Source organism: Parvularcula marina, from assembly GCF_003399445.1.
GTDB lineage: Bacteria > Pseudomonadota > Alphaproteobacteria > Caulobacterales > Parvularculaceae > Parvularcula > Parvularcula marina.
The window spans coordinates 1,302,279-1,319,891 of the sequence record NZ_QUQO01000001.1 but is presented as its reverse complement, the minus strand read 5'-3'; the positions used below and the strand labels follow the sequence as shown (position 1 = coordinate 1,319,891).

At 57.4% G+C, this 17,613-nt stretch carries 16 protein-coding genes and 1 tRNA gene; 10 read left to right on the top strand and 7 right to left on the bottom strand.

Annotated features, from left to right (window positions below; genetic code table 11):
• Positions 1 to 313 precede the first annotated feature (313 nt).
• The 4 genes from DX908_RS06225 to DX908_RS06210 all read left to right on the top strand — a co-directional run bounded on the left by DX908_RS06225 (position 314) and on the right by DX908_RS06210 (position 4,935).
• The gene (locus tag DX908_RS06225; RefSeq protein WP_158548542.1) at positions 314 to 970 is read left to right on the top strand and encodes a TetR/AcrR family transcriptional regulator; all 657 of its coding nucleotides are present in this window, start codon (positions 314 to 316) and stop codon (positions 968 to 970) included.
• 68 nt (positions 971 to 1,038) lie between these two features.
• Positions 1,039 to 3,225 carry a TonB-dependent receptor gene (locus DX908_RS06220; RefSeq protein WP_158548540.1) on the top strand — a complete coding sequence of 729 codons (2,187 nt, stop codon included), beginning with the start codon at positions 1,039 to 1,041 and terminating at the stop codon, positions 3,223 to 3,225.
• Between the two features lie 122 nt (positions 3,226 to 3,347).
• Entirely contained in the window at positions 3,348 to 4,502 is a 1,155-nt protein-coding gene (locus tag DX908_RS06215) for an iron-containing alcohol dehydrogenase (RefSeq protein WP_199564610.1), read from the top strand.
• Positions 4,486 to 4,935, top strand: coding sequence for an acyl-CoA thioesterase (locus DX908_RS06210; protein WP_116391543.1), 450 nt, complete (start codon positions 4,486 to 4,488; stop codon positions 4,933 to 4,935). Before DX908_RS06215 ends, DX908_RS06210 begins: the two co-directional genes overlap by 17 nt.
• 89 nt (positions 4,936 to 5,024) lie before the next feature.
• On the opposite strand, the gene DX908_RS06205 is transcribed toward DX908_RS06210, so the two are convergent.
• The 3 genes from DX908_RS06205 to DX908_RS06195 form a co-directional block, all read right to left on the bottom strand.
• Positions 5,025 to 5,100, bottom strand: a tRNA-Ala gene (locus DX908_RS06205).
• Positions 5,101 to 5,154: 54 nt separating this feature from the next.
• Entirely contained in the window at positions 5,155 to 5,709 is a 555-nt protein-coding gene (locus DX908_RS06200; RefSeq protein WP_116391542.1) for a gamma carbonic anhydrase family protein, read from the bottom strand.
• A 9-nt stretch (positions 5,710 to 5,718) separates the two neighbouring features.
• Positions 5,719 to 6,153 (bottom strand): DUF6491 family protein, encoded by a 435-nt coding sequence (locus DX908_RS06195; protein WP_116391541.1) that lies wholly within the window; start codon positions 6,151 to 6,153, stop codon positions 5,719 to 5,721.
• Positions 6,154 to 6,356: 203 nt separating this feature from the next.
• On the opposite strand from DX908_RS06195, the gene DX908_RS06190 reads away from it, so the two are divergent.
• The 3 genes from DX908_RS06190 to queE all read left to right on the top strand — a co-directional run bounded on the left by DX908_RS06190 (position 6,357) and on the right by queE (position 8,697).
• Positions 6,357 to 7,127, top strand: a complete 771-nt coding sequence (locus DX908_RS06190; RefSeq protein WP_116391540.1) for a ZIP family metal transporter — start codon at positions 6,357 to 6,359, stop codon at positions 7,125 to 7,127.
• Positions 7,128 to 7,369: 242 nt separating this feature from the next.
• Positions 7,370 to 8,071 carry a 7-cyano-7-deazaguanine synthase QueC gene (queC, locus tag DX908_RS06185; RefSeq protein WP_116391539.1) on the top strand — a complete coding sequence of 234 codons (702 nt, stop codon included), beginning with the start codon at positions 7,370 to 7,372 and terminating at the stop codon, positions 8,069 to 8,071.
• Positions 8,068 to 8,697 carry a 7-carboxy-7-deazaguanine synthase gene (queE, locus tag DX908_RS06180; protein WP_116393008.1) on the top strand — a complete coding sequence of 210 codons (630 nt, stop codon included), beginning with the start codon at positions 8,068 to 8,070 and terminating at the stop codon, positions 8,695 to 8,697. Before queC ends, queE begins: the two co-directional genes overlap by 4 nt.
• A gap of 3 nt (positions 8,698 to 8,700) precedes the next feature.
• On the opposite strand, the gene DX908_RS06175 is transcribed toward queE, so the two are convergent.
• The 4 genes from DX908_RS06175 to ispH form a co-directional block, all read right to left on the bottom strand.
• The gene (locus DX908_RS06175; RefSeq protein ID WP_116391538.1) at positions 8,701 to 9,303 is read right to left on the bottom strand and encodes a DUF3313 family protein; all 603 of its coding nucleotides are present in this window, start codon (positions 9,301 to 9,303) and stop codon (positions 8,701 to 8,703) included.
• A 97-nt stretch (positions 9,304 to 9,400) separates the two neighbouring features.
• Entirely contained in the window at positions 9,401 to 9,829 is a 429-nt protein-coding gene (gene rnhA / locus DX908_RS06170; protein WP_116391537.1) for a ribonuclease HI, read from the bottom strand.
• Positions 9,830 to 9,839: 10 nt separating this feature from the next.
• Positions 9,840 to 10,787: a homoserine kinase gene (gene thrB / locus DX908_RS06165; RefSeq protein ID WP_116391536.1), complete on the bottom strand. Its 948-nt coding sequence runs from the start codon at positions 10,785 to 10,787 to the stop codon at positions 9,840 to 9,842.
• Between the two features lie 18 nt (positions 10,788 to 10,805).
• Positions 10,806 to 11,756, bottom strand: a complete 951-nt coding sequence (ispH, locus tag DX908_RS06160; protein ID WP_116391535.1) for a 4-hydroxy-3-methylbut-2-enyl diphosphate reductase — start codon at positions 11,754 to 11,756, stop codon at positions 10,806 to 10,808.
• Positions 11,757 to 11,821: 65 nt separating this feature from the next.
• Between ispH and DX908_RS06155 the strand changes: the two genes are divergently transcribed.
• From DX908_RS06155 to DX908_RS06145, 3 genes are all read left to right on the top strand, one after another.
• Positions 11,822 to 12,415, top strand: a complete 594-nt coding sequence (locus DX908_RS06155) for a hypothetical protein (RefSeq protein ID WP_116391534.1) — start codon at positions 11,822 to 11,824, stop codon at positions 12,413 to 12,415.
• Positions 12,415 to 14,187, top strand: a complete 1,773-nt coding sequence (gene argS, locus DX908_RS06150) for an arginine--tRNA ligase (RefSeq protein WP_116391533.1) — start codon at positions 12,415 to 12,417, stop codon at positions 14,185 to 14,187. The genes DX908_RS06155 and argS overlap by 1 nt, the downstream gene beginning before the upstream one ends.
• 307 nt (positions 14,188 to 14,494) lie before the next feature.
• On the top strand, positions 14,495 to 17,572 hold the full coding sequence (locus tag DX908_RS06145) for a TonB-dependent receptor (RefSeq protein ID WP_116391532.1): 3,078 nt from the start codon (positions 14,495 to 14,497) through the stop codon (positions 17,570 to 17,572).
• Positions 17,573 to 17,613 lie beyond the last annotated feature (41 nt).

Below are 17,613 nucleotides of genomic sequence, written 5' to 3'. Positions count from 1 at the left end.
TGCCGTGTGTCCGTGAGTTGTTTCATGGATCAGTATGCGAATCTTTTGGATCCATCAGATATTGCTCTGTCACGGGGTTCATGAGCGTTAGCGGGGGGGGGGGGGGGGCTCCAATAGCGCTGCGCGTTCGTCCTTGGGCGCGAGGGCAGCTAATAAAGTTCTTTCCCGGCGCTGAGGTCTAGAACTTTTCAAGCGTCGAATTGTCATGTATTGTGAACATGACGTCGCATTCACATTGAGCTCATAAACATCGCGATGCTCGGGGGCAGCTGAGTACACAATGCAAAAAGCTTTGAGGAAACAATCGCCTAAGGTGGACAACGCGCTGGATATTCAGGAGCGTCCGCGGTTGTCCGCAAGGGGCGAGGCCACAAGGCAAAAGCTTCTCGAGGGTGCAGAGAAAGCCTTTCGTGAGAAGGGCTATCATGGCGCACGTGTCGCCGACATTGCGGGCAATGCTGGTGTCGCCATCGGTAATTTCTATCGGCATTTCGAGAATAAGAATGTCATCTTCCTCGAAATCCTGAAGCCCTTTTTCCGCGGCTTGCTGGAAGTGACCGGCCGACAGGACGGAGACGAGTCAGTTCTGACGCAGGCGCAGTTGGCAGAGCGGAATGTTCGATACATTACGTACTATACTGAACATCAGCGACTGTTTATCGCCGCATATGAAGCGGCGGCGAGCCCGCAGTCAGATCACTTTTTTCCGACCTGGATTGAATTGCGCGACAGGTTTTTCGCCCGGACTAAAGGGTGGCTGCGGAGCCTGATCAAGAATGGGATATTGCCGGAGTCGACTGATGTTGAATTCATCGGTGAAGCGCTCGGCAATATGAATGAACATTACGTCTATATACGGATTGTTCAATTGGAAAGAATGCCTGATCAACAGGAGATTGAGCTGATGGCCAACTCTCTGGCCAAGCTTTGGTGGCGAGCACTGTTTCTGGAAAGTGACGCCGAAAAATAAAAACAGATCCAGAAAAACATAGGGAGAATACAATGATAAAGAATTCAGGAAAAATACTCTTGATGGGGATGGCTTCGGTCGTGGCCATCATGGCTGCGTCGCAAGCTCAGGAAGGCCAATCTACGACTGATGCATTCCGAGACGTAGTCGTCGTCAAGGGGACTAAAAAGGCGGGCGGTGAAGACCTTCAGGATACGCCTGTAGCGGTCTCGGCTTTTGGCGAAGAACAAATTGACGCCTTGTTCGTCAGGGACATTCAGAGCCTGAGCTTCTCCATGCCGAATGTTCAACTCGAAGATATCGGAACAATTCCGGGCACGGCAAACTTCTCTATCCGTGGTGTCGCGGTCAACAGTTCAATTCCCTCTATCGATCCGGCAGTCGCTCTTGTCTATGATGGTGTGCCACTTGCGATCAACACTGGGGTGATTTTCGATACCTTCGATCTGGAGAGCGTCGAAGTACTTCGTGGTCCGCAAGGAACTCTCTTTGGACGGAATGCGACAGCTGGTGCTGTTGTCATGCAGACATCCTCGCCGAGTGATGAATTCGTCTTCAAAGGCAAGGCCTCGATTGAAACGGGACTCCTCTATCGCGGGAACGCGGTTGTTTCAGGGCCTGTTGTTGAAGGTAAACTCTCAGCGAAGCTTGGAATTCTTTATGAGGATGATGAAGGCTATTTCGAAAATGATGCGCCCATTCTCGGTCTGATCGGGGCGGATGCGCTGCGCCGGGACAATCTAGGCGACCGGACGACGGTCGTCATTCGGCCCGCCTTGCGCTGGACGCCGAGCGAAAACCTCGAATGGACACTGAAATACGAGCATGGCGATATCGAGGGGAGTCCGAACCCAGGTCAGAACCGGGGCCTCAATGGCGAGAACTTTGAGGTTTCGATCAATGATTTTGGTTCGTTTGATTCCAAATGGACGCAAGTCACCAATACGATCAACTGGGATGTCTCTTTCGGTGATGGGACAATCACCAACATTACGGGGTACCGTGATTATGAATCGACATCGCTGGGCGATATCGACTCTTCGCCGGTCACGGTCTTCCACTCCTATGCCCTTGTCGAGCATGAGCAGTTCTCGAACGAATTGCGTTACTCGGGTCGCTTGAACGACCGCGTCGATCTGACGGCGGGCATCTTCTACATGGAGCAGGATCTTCTTTATATTGAAGACCGGGAAATTCCGTCTGCCCCCATCCCGTTCATCGGTGGCGGTGAGCAGGATGTCACGACCTACGGGATTTTTGCGCAAGCCGACATCATGGTGACGGATAAGGTGACCTTCATTCTTGGTGGTCGTTACAGTGACGAAGACAAGGAAGGCAGCATTGAGCGTATTTTTTCGAGCAATGACTGCACGCGCACATCTTGCTCAAATTATGACGTCAATCTCGAAGCAGGTTTGAGTAAGTTCACCCCACGCGTGGGCGTGAGATATCAGCCCAATGAAGATTTGCAGGTCTATGCCAGCTACACCGAAGGTGTCCGGGCAGGGGGTTTCAATTTCCGGAATACATCACCTGTTGCCCCGTTCACACCGTTCTCGGAAGAAACGGCCAAGAGCATGGAATTGGGCGTCAAAGCGCAGCTTTTCGAGAACAGGCTTCGTGTTAACTCGGCGTTGTTCTCAACCGAGTTGTCGGATCTTCAACGGGAAGTGAACCGTGCTGATCCGACCGCAGGCGTGGTGCAGGAGATCCGGAATACCGCCGATGCGACCGTTGAAGGTTTCGAGACGGAATTTGTTGCGACCCTGACAGACAATCTTGTCCTTACCGGGATGATGGGGTTGATCTCGGGTGACTATGACAAGGTCCTGTTTGACATCAGCGGTGACGGTGTTGTCGATGAAAAGGACCTGCGGCTCGATCTGCCAAGGCTTGCCTCCCAGACTTATGGTCTCGGGGCGATTTATGAACAGCCGCTTTCCAACGGCTCGTCGCTTGTTCTTCGGGCTAATTACAATCACCGCTCCAATGTCAAATATACTGACAACAATCTGGGTGTGTTGCCGGAAGTTGATATTGTTGATGCCAGCATCAGCTATCAGCCGGCGGGCGGTGCATGGAAAGTATCCGTCTACGGCAAGAACCTTCTTGACGAGATTACATACGGGAATGACACCCAGTTACCTCCAAACTTCCCCGGCGGCCCTGCATCGGCGTTGCCTGGGACTGGCGCGACATTTTCGCCCATCAACAAGGGTAAGATCATTGGTGCGGAAATTCAGTTCACTTACTGATATCTGAACGTACCAATCTGACGCCGATCCCCGGTGCGCATGCCGGGGGTCGGTTTCATTTTTATAAAATGTATGCGCAACGATTTTTGCGTCCGGTCTTTAGCCGGGAAGGGGAGCCAAGGGTGACAGATTTTCAGTTTCTCACGGTCCCAAAGATTTACATGAAGGCAGGGGCGGCCCGGACGCTCGGTGATTATCTCGCGGCTGAATCATCCGTCTCGTCCATATTTCTGGTAACTGATCGAGGGGTACGAGAAGCGGGACTGCTCGACAATGCGTGTGCCTCTCTTTCTGCTGCCGGGGTCAAGGTCACGATCTGCGATGATGTCGTTGCGGATCCACCAGAACAACTCATGCTCGATATGACGGAAAAGGCACGGAGTGCCGGGTGTGACGGCTATCTTGGGCTAGGCGGTGGGAGCTCTCTGGACGCGGCAAAATTGTTGGCCGTTCTGGCGGAGGGGGAGCAGGATCTGGCGTCGATGTACGGGATTGATCAGATCAGGGGCCGACGAAAGCCGCTCTTCCTTGTGCCGACGACAGCCGGGACGGGCTCCGAGGTGACGCCGATTGCGATCGTCACGACAGGAGAGACGACGAAATCCGGTATTGTGTCGCCGGTACTCTATGCCGATGCCGCCATTCTCGATCCTGAATTGACCATCAGACTGCCGGGGCATGTGACGGCTGCGACGGGGCTTGATGCCATGGTTCATGCGATTGAAGCGTATACGTCACGTCACAAGAAGAACCCGATTTCTGATGCACTAGCGTTAAAAGCGCTCAGCCTGCTGTCAGCGGCGGTTCCTGCCGCCTATGATGACGGCACGGATCTCACCGCTCGGTCTGATGCTCTTCTTGGCTCCATGCTGGCGGGGCAGGCATTTGCCAATGCGCCTGTGGCTGGTGTTCATGCACTGGCCTATCCATTGGGCGGGATATTTCATCTCCCGCATGGCTTATCGAATGCGCTTGTCCTGCCATATGTTCTGGAATTTAATGCGCTATCTGCAAAAGAGCAGTATGCAGAACTATACACACATCTGACCGGGGACGGGCAGGGTGGTGATGAAAGCCGCGCAGGAAAATTCGCGCATTACATGTCTGAATTATGCGAGCGGGTCGGCTTGAGGCAGCAGCTCAGAGATCTTGGCGTTCCTCAGGACCGGCTTTCTGATCTCGCGTCGGATGCGATGAAGCAGACCCGGCTACTCATCAACAACCCCAGAGAAATATCTTATGAGGACGCATTGAGTATCTATGAGCAAGCCTGGTGAACAACGTCCTTCGCGCGAGGAGTTCAGATATATCCATCCGATAGAGACGCGGTGGTCTGACAATGATGTCTACGGACATGTCAATAATGTCGTCTATTATTCCTATTTCGACACGGCGGTGAACGCCTATCTCATTGCGGAGTGTGGTCTTGATATTCATGCGGGCCGGGTGATCGGGCTGGTCGTCGAAACGGGGTGCAGATACTATTCTGCGCTGTCTTATCCAGAAAGGCTCTCCGTCGGCGTCCGTGTCGATCACCTTGGAAATTCGAGTGTCATTTATGAAACGGCGATTTTCCGGGAAGGCGAGAGCCAGGCATCTGCGTCTGGCCGGTTTGTACATGTCTATGTGGATCGTGAGAGCCGGCGCCCCTGTCCGCTCCCCGATGTCATGCGAGCTGGGCTGAAGGCCATCCTGAAGGTCGGGGCGTGATCAGCCTCTCCCCGGCGCATAATTGATCCGAGGAAGGAAGAACGGATCACTTCGAACGGCTAAATGTGTCAGTAGCAATGGGAAAATGATGGTGGACCCGAGCGGAATCGAACCGCTGGCCTCGTCATTGCGAACGACGCGCTCTACCAACTGAGCTACGGGCCCTGAGAGGATCAGGATTTGGGATTTGCCCACCACACTGTCAAGCAGCTTGGGCGCTTACTCGGCGGCCTCGGCAAGGGCTGTCATGTGCCTCCGGGCTTCCTCGACATAATGCGCCGCGCCCATCGCGGCCATCTTGTCTTCCATGCCTTTGAGATTGCGTAGCTTGCGGGCGGGCAGACCGCCCCACATCTCACCGCTCGGCACAGTTTTCTTCGGGCCAAGAAAAGCGCCTGCGGCGAGGAATGCGCCTGTCTGCACGGTTGAGCCATCCAGCATGGTCGCGCCCATGCCGACAAAGCCCTCATCCTCAACGGTGCAGCCATGCAGCATGCATTTGTGCCCGACGAGGACATTCGTGCCGATCAGAACCGGCGTGCCGCCATGGTCGGGAGCGTCGACATGGATGATGGTGCCGTCCTGAATATTGCTTCGTGCACCAACTTTAATGGCATTGGTGTCGCCGCGCAGGACGCAAGCGTACCAGACCGAAGCCTCAGGTCCGATGGTCACATCGCCGATAATGACAGCGCCAGGAGCAATAAAGGCGCTGTCGTCAATTTGCGGGGTCTTGCCTTCGAAGGGAAGGATCAGAGGAGAAGGAGAGGTCATAGCCCTCCCTTATTCCTCTGCGGCATCCTCATTCCACTCATAAATTGCGGTGATGAGACAGCGATCGACCGTGAAAGGATCTGTGTCGTTGCCGCCGAAAATCTCCTCAGAGATATAAAGGGAGTCGCCGCGGGTGATGCAGCCTGACCCGAAGCGGTCATCAAGGCCGACCCGCTGGGCGCGGTCCGCCGACCGGCACGAGCGAGACAGGACAACGAGATATTCGTCGCGGACGCCTTTCTTCAGGATCAGCCCGTCAGGGCCGTCCCATTCGCGGAAGCCGCTGATCGACTGGGCAAAGCAAACGCGATCAACCCTTTCGCCGACGCGCTTGTCCTCAAGGGCTTCTTCGGTTGTCGGTTTGTCCTCGCTAGAGGCTGATGTGCCGCAGGCCATCAGTCCAAGGCTGAGAAGGGCAAGGCTGGCGATCTGGAAACGGGGCATTGGAGCTCTCCCTATTATATAATGTCGATAGGCTATCACTCTGCCGATCTGTGGCAATGGCGCCATGCATGAGAAAAAGACGCATTTTTGGGTCATGCGATTGCGTGACTTTATCACGGCGAATGCTTGTGTTCGCTGAGAAAAGGTGCCAGTTTTTTGCTGGGGACAGTATATCTTTGGGGGATCCCCGCGCGCGGTGGTGAATGGTTGATTTTCTTGAGAGCCTGCCTTTGGCGGTGCTGGCAAGCCTCGTGGCTGCCGGTGTTGCGACGCTCGGGCTGGTCATCGTCAGCATCAATGACGCCTGGGCGATGCGCAATCGTGTGCATTTTGCCGCCTTTGCATCCGGCATTCTGGTCACGACAGCGCTTCTTCTTCTGCCATCCGCTTTCAAGGCCCATCCGAACGCGCCGTTTGTCGCGCTCGCCGGGTATCTGCTGCTTTTCGGGGTCAACGCGCTTTTCCGTCAGGGAAAGGGGCTCATGGTCATTGCGCCGCTCTTTGCCATCGGCATTCACTCATTCCTTGATGGCTTTGAATACGGGATCCTCTTTGACCACGATCCATTCGTAGGCTGGGTCGCCTCCATTGGCCTGATCACGCATGAATTTGCGGAGGCTGTGATCCTCTATGCGGTGCTGCGGACGGGCGGGGCGAATGCGCTTGTCTCATGGCTCGGCGGATTCATCGGCGCGGCGATCACGACACCGCTCGGGGCTGTGGTCTCCCTCGAGGTGCTCGACGGCATGTCGCAGCCTGATTTCGGACTTTTCCTCGCAGCCGCGGCCGGCGCACTTCTTTATGTTGGAGCCACCCATCTGCCGACCCATGTCATTGATGGCATTCGGGCGCGGGTGCTGATCGCCTATCTCTTGGGTGTCCTGCTCGCCTTCGGTCTGTCATTCGGTCATGACCACATAGAAGAGCCGCATGATGCCTCAATGGGTCATGAACAGGATCCGCACGATCACTAAAAGATGAGAGTAGGGTGCGGAAAGAAGGACATCCTTCCCGCACCCCGGATCATGCAGAGGGCCATCTGCACTCACCATCGGCGATTTCCTCGGGGAAACATTGGTGGCGCCCCCATCGGATCGATCAGGGAGGATCGTCGCCGATGGTTGCAACTTTAAGTGGCGTAAGCTTTCCGTCTGATTAACCGTATAATGAAAAGGCGAGGGGTGTCAGACGCTTCGCGCGGCGCTAAAGGCGGCGAATGGACCTCGATCGACATTCAGCTCTGGTGCTTCTCTCTGGCGGGCAGGATTCTGCGACGTGCCTTGGCTGGGCGCTGGCGCGATATGACCGTGTCGAGACTGTCGGCTTCGATTACGGCCAGCGGCACCGCGTGGAACTCGAAGCCCGGCAAAAGGTCCGTGACTGGTATGCTGCGCGGGATGAAGGCGGCAAACTCGGCGAAGATCACACGCTGACGGTCCCGGCTTTTAATGAAATCGGCGCGACAGCGATGACGGCGGAACTCGAAATCGAGACGGGCCGGCGGGGATTACCGACGACCTTTCTGCCAGGTCGCAATGTAGTTTTCCTCGCTTTGTCGGGCGCTTTGGCCGTGCGCCGGGGGATCGGCGATCTTGTCGGCGGGATGTGCCAGACCGATGCGGCGGGGTATCCGGACTGTCGGGACGACACGATCCAGACCTTGGCGCAGGCGCTGGCGCTGGGGATTGATCCTGATCTGAAGGTCGAGACCCCGCTGATGTTCCGCTCAAAGGCAGAGACCTGGGCGCTTGCCAATGAGCTGGGCGGGGACGAGCTGACCGAGATGATCCGGGAGACATCCCACACCTGTTACAAGGGTGACCGGTCTCAGCGTCATGACTGGGGTTATGGCTGCGGGACATGCCCGGCCTGCGTTGAGCGGGCTCGGGGCTATGCCGAATGGCAGGCGGCCAAGTGACCTATAGCGTCAAGGAATGCTACTTCACGTTGCAGGGCGAGGGCGCGCAGACGGGCCGGGCGGCCGTCTTCCTGCGCTTTGCCGGCTGCAATCTGTGGACGGGCCGGGAAGAGGATCGGGCCGCAGCCGTCTGCCGGTTCTGCGATACCGATTTTGTCGGCACAGACGGGCCGGGCGGCGGCAAGTTCCCGACTGCGGCTGCCCTTGCGGCGCATGTCGCAAGCTTTTGGCCGAAAGGCGGGCGGCCTTATGTAGTCTGCACGGGCGGCGAGCCGCTCCTCCAGCTCGACAGCCAGTTGATCGTTGCCTTCCACCAGATCGGCTTCAAAGTCGGGGTTGAGACCAACGGCACGATCCCCGCGCCTGAGGGGCTCGACTGGATCTGCGTCAGCCCGAAAAGCACGGCACCTCTGGTTCAGACCTCCGGGCACGAATTAAAACTCGTCTATCCGCAGGCGGATGCGCAGCCGGAGCAGTTTGCCGGGCTCAGTTTCGAGCATTTCTTCCTTCAGCCCATGGATGGGCCCGACAAGGAAAAGGCGACCGCCGAGACGATCGCCTATTGCCGTTCACATCCGCAATGGCGCCTGTCACTCCAGACACACAAGCTGATCGGCATTCCTTGAGCCTTAGCTCATCAGGTCAGCCAGCTTGCGGGCAAGACGGCTGTAATACTGATTGACCGTCGACCAGATCGGCGCGGGAGGCAGCGTATCGTTGAGGGTCGGATAATCGCCATCAACAGCTGTTGCGAGCACGCGGCCGTTTTCACTGAAGGTCACCATGACTTCTGCCTTGCCGGCATAGACACTCTGTAGGCTGAGGCTGGGCTCTGCGATCATGTCGGCCTGTGTCGGGCGGTTTGCTTCGAGCTTGGTCATCTCAACCTCAAGGGTGAGGATGCCCGGACCACCAGCGCCGACGAGTTCGACGACGCCGCCGAGCGCGGTGCGGACTTCGTCATCAAGGTCTTCTGCCTTGTCGCCAAGGTCATCGAGCGTGATAGGCCGTTTGGTGTCGCTGGGCCCCATCGGGCGGTAGCCGACAAGTTCCTTCAGCTCATCAGATGCCGTGATCGGGGCAATAAAGACCTGATCGTAAGAGGAGAAATCGACTGCCCCCGAGGCATACTCAAAACGGTCAAACCGGGCCGTCGCATCGGGGCCGGTCGACGGTGTGGCGCAGGCGGCCAGTGTCAGGACGGCAGCGCAGGCAAGCAGTTTCAGTTTCATGACATTCCCTCCCAGGGGGTTTGGCTGAACGGGAGGAGTGTGCACACCCCCGTGGGCGAAACGCAAATCATGAAAACTGTTGATCTGAGATCAAGTTTCAGAGCGCGGCTTCGAGCCCCTCACGGGCCAGCCGGTCGGCTTCTTCATTGCCCGGATGTCCTGCGTGACCCTTGACCCATTTCCACGTCACCTGACGCGAGGAGGCGAGGGCATCGAGCATTTCCCAGAGGTCCTGATTCTTGACAGGCTTCTTTGATGCCGTTTTCCAGCCATTGCGCTTCCATGAGTGGACCCAGCTCGTCACCCCGTTCTTTACATAGGTACTGTCCGTATGAAGAGTGAGCGGCGTGCCTTCGGGGAAAGCCTTGAGGGCTTCGATCGCGCCCATCAGCTCCATGCGGTTATTGGTCGTTGCCCGCTCGCCGCCGCTGAGTTTCCGCTCTTGGCCGTTCTCTTGGATGAGGACACCCCATCCGCCTGGACCCGGATTCCCCGAACAAGCACCATCCGTATAAATCTCAATCATGCCGAACCCCTCAGGCGGAAAAGAAGCCCGGGCTTTGCCGGTGTGCGCCCAGAAGCGCAAGCCAGGGTTTGGGATCTTTGACCTGAACAAGACTGCCCGGCACCTGATGGATGAAATCATGTGCGCGGGTGAGGGCAAAGCGCAAGGCTGAGCCGCGCCAGAAGAGAGGCAGCGCTTCTTTTTCTTCACGGCTCAACGGGCGAACCGTTTCATAGCCTTGCATGAGGGCCATGCCGAGATCGGGAGAGGGCGCATCCTCAGCCGTGAAGGCATTCATGGCGATGGCGAGATCGTAGGCAAAGAAATCCGTACACGCGAAATAAAAATCGATAACGCCTGCCGGGCTGTCGCCATCGAACATGACATTATCCGGGAAGAAATCCGCGTGGATCTGGCCGCGCGGCAGCTGGGAAGGCCATGATGCCATCAGGTGCTCTGCTTCGGCCCGCAGATTGCCAAAGAGGCCGAGCTCAATCTTGTTGAGCCCGTCGCCCAGCCCTTTGACCATCAAGGCCCAGTCCGCTGGGCCGAGGTCATTGGCGCGTTCGGGCTCAAATCCATCCGTAGAAAGATGAAACTGTGCGAGCAAAGTGCCTGCCGCGCGGGCCTGCGCGAGATTGGCGCTTTTTTCACTTACGCCCTGCAGGAAGGTGACAATCGCTGCCGGGCGGCCACAGAGCTGGCCGATCATGTCACCATCTTTGAGGTGGATAGGGGCGGGAACGTTCATCCCCTTTTGCCGCAAATGCTCCGTCAGCCCCAGAAAATAGGGCAGGTCCTCTTCGGCAACCCGTTTTTCAAACAGGGTGAGGACGTAACGGCCGTCTTCGGTATCGAGGAAATAATTCGAATTCTCGACCCCCGCCTCGATCCCGTGATGGGCAACTAGCGGCGGCAGGTCATAGCGGGTGAGGAAGTCTTCAAGCTCCTCACGGCTGACATGGGTATAGACGGCCATAACCTCCCCCTCGATCTCTCAGACGAGTTCGCGGGGAAGTTTGAAAGTGACATTCTCGCGGGCCGTTTCGACTTCCTCGATGGTCACATTCATCCGGGAGCGGAATGCCTCGATAAGGCCTTGCACGAGATGTTCCGGCGCAGAAGCCCCGGCAGTGATCGCCACTTTTTGCGGGGCGAGCCGTTCGATCTCTTCCCAGTCGACCACGTCTGCATTCTCAACCAGTACCGCATAGGGGCAACCCGCGCGGCGACCGACATCGACCAGACGTTGTGAGTTGGAGGAAGCCGGTGAGCCGATCACGATCAGCGCATCGGCGTCTTTAGCAATCACCTTGACGGCTTCCTGCCGGTTGGTGGTCGCGTAGCAGATATCATCCTTATGCGGCACATGGATGTCCGGGAAGCGCGCCTTCAAGGCATCGACAATCGCCTGCGTATCATCGACCGACAGCGTGGTCTGGGTAACATAAGCGAGCCCGCCCGAGGGGGGGATAAAGTTTTCAGCGTCCTCGACGGTTTCGATCAGCGTCATCGCCTCTTGCGGCAGCTGGCCCATCGTGCCGATGACTTCCGGGTGACCGGCATGACCGATGAGAAGAACGTGATGGCCATTCGCATGGTGGCGCGCGGTCTCGATATGGACCTTCGAGACAAGCGGGCAGGTCGCATCGAGAAATTTCAGGTTACGGGCCTTTGCTTCTGCTGGCACCGATTTGGGCACACCATGCGCGGAGAAGAGGACCGGGCGGTCATCGGGGCACTCTTCAAGTTCCTCGACAAAGACCGCGCCGAGTTCTCTCAAGCGCGCGACGACCGTTTCATTATGGACGATCTCGTGGCGGACATAGACCGGCGCGCCATAGCGCTCGATGGCCTTCTTGACCATTTCAATGGCGCGGTCGACGCCGGCACAAAAACCGCGCGGCGCGGCCAGACGGAGGGTGACAGAGGGCGCAGCTTCGGGCATCCACCTAACTCTTCCTTACGCCATGGTGAGGCGCGCATCGCTTGCGTGTCCTTTGATACTCCATCATGGTGATTGTCAAAGACGTTCCTGAGGGTCCTGCCATGCGCTGCCTTTCTCTTAGCCTGATTTCCATGACCGCGCTGCTTGCTGGCTGCGGGACACTGGATGACATCCGCACTGCCGACGAGGTCAATGTCGGCTACTGCCCCAACACTTTCGCGCTTGAGGATGCCGCCAGCGTCATCGAATTCGATGGCGAGCCGTCGCTTGAGACGATTGCCTGGTCGGCGGAGATCAAGGATGTCCGTTCAAACTGCCGCTACGTCCGCGACCGTCCGATTGAGGCCGTCGTTGAGGTCGACATGTCTGTGGGCAAGGGTCCGGCAGCTCAAGGCGAGGTCCATGAGGTCAGCTATTTCGTGGCCGTGATGCGCACCAATCGCGAAGTCATCGCCAAGGAAGTCTTCACCAAGCAGGTCCGTATCCGTGGCGATATTGCCTCGATCGATATCACCGAGGATATCAAGAACGTGATCATCCCCCGGCGCGATGAGTCGATCTCCGGCACCAATTTCGAGATCGCGGTGGGCTTCGCCCTGACCCGTGACCAGCTTCTCTATAACCGGCGTGATGACAGCCTGAAATTTCCCGAACTCTGATGACGACACACTCTTTGCTCGACCGCTTGTCCGGAGTGGTGGGCGAGGCCTTTGCCGCAGAAGGCATGGATGCGTCCTATGGGCGCGTTCAGCGCTCTGACCGGCCTGACCTTGCGCCCTTCCAGTGCAATGGCGCGTTGGCTGCCGCCAAGGCTCAGAAGCAGAATCCGCGTGCGCTCGGCGAGGCCGTGGCCAAACGGCTCGAGGCCGATCCGTTGCTTGCGAAAGTCGAACTCGCAGGGCCGGGCTTTCTCAACCTGACCGTCACCGATGAGGCGCTGGGGCAGGCGGCAACCAAGATTGCCGCTGATCCGCAATCGGGCGCCTGGGCGCGGGCCGAAGATGCGCGCGAGAAAGTCATCATCGATTATGGCGGCCCGAATGTCGCCAAGCCCCTCCATGTCGGGCATCTGCGGGCTGCGATCATCGGCGAGGCCATGAAGCGGCTCTTCCGTCTCGCCGGGGACGATGTCCTTGGTGATATCCACTTAGGCGACTGGGGCCTGCAGATGGGCCAGCTCATCACCCAGCTTGAGATCGAACAGCCGGATCTTCCCTATTTCGATGAGGGGAACACCGGGCCTTATCCTTCGGAAAGTCCGGTCACGGTCGATGATCTTGCGCGGCTTTATCCAATCGCCTCTGCCGCCAGCAAAGAAGACGAGGCCTATCGCGCAAAAGCGCAAGCCGCGACCACCGCGCTCCAGCAGGGCCGGCCCGGCTATCGCGCGTTATGGCAGCATTTCGTCGATGTCTCCAAAGCCGCGCTTGAGCGCGACTATGCCGAACTTGGGGTCAGCTTTGATCTCTGGAAGGGCGAAGCGGATGTGCAGGACCGGATCGGCCCGCTGACCGAGCGGCTCGAAAAGGACGGCCTCGTTGTTGAGAGCGAAGGCGCCAAGGTCATTTTCGTTGCCGAAGAAAGTGACAAGAAGAAGCTCAACCCCGTGATGATGGTGAAATCCAACGGCTCGGTCGGCTATCACTCGACCGACATGGCGACCATCGAAGAGCGGGTTGATGAGTTCGGCGCTGAGCGCATCATCTATGTCGTTGATAACCGGCAGTCCCAGCATTTCGAGGAAGTCTTCAGGGCCGCCGCCAAGGCGGGGCTGATTGGGCTCGACCGGCTCGAGCATACAGGCTTCGGCACGATGAACGGGACGGACGGCAAGCCGTTCAAGACGCGCGAAGGGGGCGTTCTGCGCCTGCGCGATCTCATCGACATGGTCGTCTCAGAGGCCGAGGCGCGGATCGCCGAAGGCGAGATGGGCGCGGAGTTCTCTGATGAAGAGCGCGCCGAGATCGCCCGCAAGGTCGGGGTGGCCGCGCTCAAATTCGGGGATCTCTCCAATCCGCGGACCTCGGACTATATCTTTGATCCGAAACGCTTCGTGACGTTTGAAGGCAAGACCGGCCCCTATCTTCTTTATGCCGTTGTCAGAATCCGTTCCGTGCTGGCGCGGGCCGATAGCGATGGCGGCACGGCGGACATCGTTGTCACCGAACAGGCCGAACGCGATCTCGTGCTTGAGCTTGCTGCCTATTCCGAGGCGGTCGAGGGGGCCTATCAGAAACGCATGCCGCATCTCTTGTGCGATCATGCCTTCTCACTGGCGCAGGCGTTCTCGAGATTCTACGCCGCGTGCCGAATCGGAGACGAGGCGGATGTGGAAAAACGCGCATCAAGGCTCCGTCTGGTCCGCGCAGCGGCCGATCAGCTCACAAATGCGCTCACAATTCTTGGGCTGCCAATTCCCGATCGTATGTAAACGACTGGACTCATTGCGGTTTGTCCGTGCGCAGGATTCTGTCACGCGCACGGCTCGTGGAGCATGATGAAGCTATGCTCCTGTAGCTGCGAGCAGATTTATTTTTTCCACATTATCAGTACACGAAATTGCCGCGACGGTTTCGCTCAACTGTAACTGTGGCCAAAAAGTAACGCTCTTTGTGCAGCTGCAGCATGTCACGCTGTTGAGACCATCTTGTCACGGAACTGTTACATTGAGGGCCTAGCGGGCCCGTGGGTAGGTCAGTACCTGAACACTTATTCATCGTTCCAATAGGGGTATATCCATGAGCTTCAAAAGCACGCTTGCTGCGGGTGCAGCCGCGTTCGCGCTTATCGGCGGCTTCGCCGCTGCGCAGGAAACAACCGGCGCCATTCGCGGCACCGTTACCGACGAAGCTGGCGCACCGATCTCCGGCGCGACCGTCGTCATCTCCGATGCTGAAACCGGCTACCGCCGTTCGGTCACGACCGGTGCTTCCGGTGAGTTCACCTTCCGCAGCCTGAGCGTTGGCGGCACATACAGCGTTGCTGTCACGAGCTCTGGCTATCAGGGCGAGCGCGTTGAAGATCTGAGCGTTTCTCTCGGCGATACGACGTCGCTCAGCTTCGACCTTTCTTCTTCCACCGGCGGCGACACGATCGTCGTTGTTGCGACACGCCAGGCTGTTGGCGCTGATCTCGCAGCTGGCCCGAGCGCTGCTTTCGGCCTTGATACGCTGGAAACCGCTCCGGCCATCAACCGTAACCTGACCGACATCCTGCGCCTCGACCCGCGCGTTTATGTCGATGAGAGCCGCGGTGACATCAACGCCGTTCAGTGTGGCGGCAAAAACTCCCGCTTCAACTCGCTGACTGTCGATGGCGTTCGCATGAACGACAATTTCGGCCTGAACGCCAACGGTTACCCGACCGAGCGGATCCCGTTCTCTTACGACGCGATCGAGCAGGTTGCTGTCGAGCTTGCACCGTTTGACGTTCAGTATGGCGGCTTCTCTGCCTGTAACATCAACGCTGTGACCAAGTCCGGTACGAACGACTTCCACGGCTACATCTTTGGCGACTACACCAATGACGGTCTGCGCGCCGACAGCCTCGAAGGCGACGACATCGAGTCCGGCGAATATGACGAGTACCGCTACGGTATCGGCATCGGCGGCCCGATCATTCAGGACAAACTGTTCTTCTTCGCTGCATACGAAAAACTCGACGGTGTGAACCTCTTCGACCGTGGGCCGATCGGCTCTGGTGCAGTCAACGAAGTCAACATCACGCAAGCTGAGATCGACGAGATCCTGCGTATTTCGCGTGACATCTATGGCTACGATCCGGGTGTGATCCCTTCCAGCTTCGACAATGAAGACGAAAAGATCCTCATCAAACTCGACTGGAACGTCACTGATAATCACCGTGCGTCCTTCACCTACAACTGGAACGACGGCTTCAACATCGTTGAGTCCGACGGTGACCTGAACGAGCTTGAATTCTCCAACCACCTCTATGAGCGCGGTTCGGAACTCACTTCTTATGTTGGCTCGCTCTATTCGGATTGGACCGAGAACTTCTCGACTGAAATCCGTGTAGGCTATTCTGAACTCGACAACCGTCAGATCTCTGTCGGTGGTACGGACTTCGGTGAAATCACCATCGAGACCGACGACGTTCACGTTTATCTCGGCGGCGATGACAGCCGTCAGGCCAACAAGCTGAAATACGACACGTTCAACCTTGCGCTCAAAGGCTTCTACGACGCAGGCAACCACAACTTCAGCTTCGGTTACGAAATCGAGTCGCTCGAAGTCTTCAACGTCTTCGTCCAGCACGTTGAAACTGAAATCGACTTCGACGCATTCAGCGGCGCAATGCTTCCGGGGATCTTCGATCCGGCGATCGAGAACTTCGAACTCGGCCTTGCTGACAACATCAACTACAACAACGCGCCTTCCGGTGATCCGGCTGACGCTGCTGCTGATTGGGGTTATTCGATCAACACCGTGTACTTCCAGGACGAGTATGACTTCGGCAATGGCTTCGTTGTCATCGGCGGTCTTCGCTACGACTGGTACACCACGGATGATGCACCGGAAACCAACCCGGATTTCCTTGCAGACTACGGCTTCTCGAATGGTCAGACGCTTGACGGCGAAGGCCTGCTGCAGCCGCGTCTTGGCTTCACCTGGGATATGACGTCGAACGTCGATCTGCGTGGTGGTGTTGGCCTCTATTCGGGCGGTAACCCGAATGTCTGGCTGTCGAACACCTACTCAGCCAACAACGTGCTGCAATTCGGTGCTGATGGTGGTTCCTTCGGTCTCGAGCAAAACGGCGGTCCGTCGATCTTCACCATTCCTTACGGCATGTGCGAAGCTGGCGTTCCGACTGGCCCGGGCTACTGCGTCCCGCAAGCCATGATCGATGCTGTTGCTGCTGGCGCAGGTTCGAACTTCGAGATCAACTATCTTGATCCGGACTTTGAGCTTCCGTCCGAATGGAAATTCGCTCTTGGCGGTACTTTCCTCGTCGACGCACCGGCACTTGGTGGCGAGTACGTCCTTTCTGCTGATGCTCTGTTCACAATGTCCGTGGACAGCGCAGTCTGGATCCGTGGCGATCTCGAGCAGACCGGCACCACGACGGGTCCGGATGGTCGTGAGTACCCGACTTACTCCAGCACGCGTGAAGCTGCTTTTGTGCTGACCAACTCGGATGATGATGCTGACTCGCTTCTTCTTTCGGGCTCGATCGCAAAAGACTACGACTTCGGCCTCGATTGGTCGCTCGGCTATGCCTACTCGGATGCCGAAGACGTTCACCCGATGACTTCGTCGGTCGCGTTCTCGAACTATGTGAACCGTGCATTCGGTGACCCGCAGGACGTCAGCTCTGCAATCTCCGACTACAACACCAAGCACCGCTTCACGGGTCTCGTGAACTACGAGAAGGCTTTCTTCGGTGAAAACCTCACTCAGTTCTCTGCCTTTGGTCAGGTCAGCTCGGGTCGTCCGTACAGCCTCACGATCGATGTCGATCCGAACTCGATCTCTGGCTTCAACCCCTTCCTCGAAGGTCGTCCTTATCTCGCCGCTGGCGCGGAACGTAATGGCGAAGAGGGTTCCTGGTGGGGCAAGATCGACGTCAAAGTCGAGCAGGAGTTCAACGTCTTTGAAGACCACAAGGCTTCTGCCTTCATCGTCATCGACAACTTCACGAACCTCCTGAACGACGAATGGGGCATCCTGCGCGAGCCGGGCTTCCCGTCGATCTGTGCAGTTGACGCGTCGGGCGTTCCGTCCACGCCGTGCGAAAGCCGCCAAGGCGACGCATCGCGCTACGAAATCCGCTTCGGTGCTCGTTACGAGTTCTAATCGGACAAAAATGTAAAGTTGCGTACTGAGTAAAACTTCAG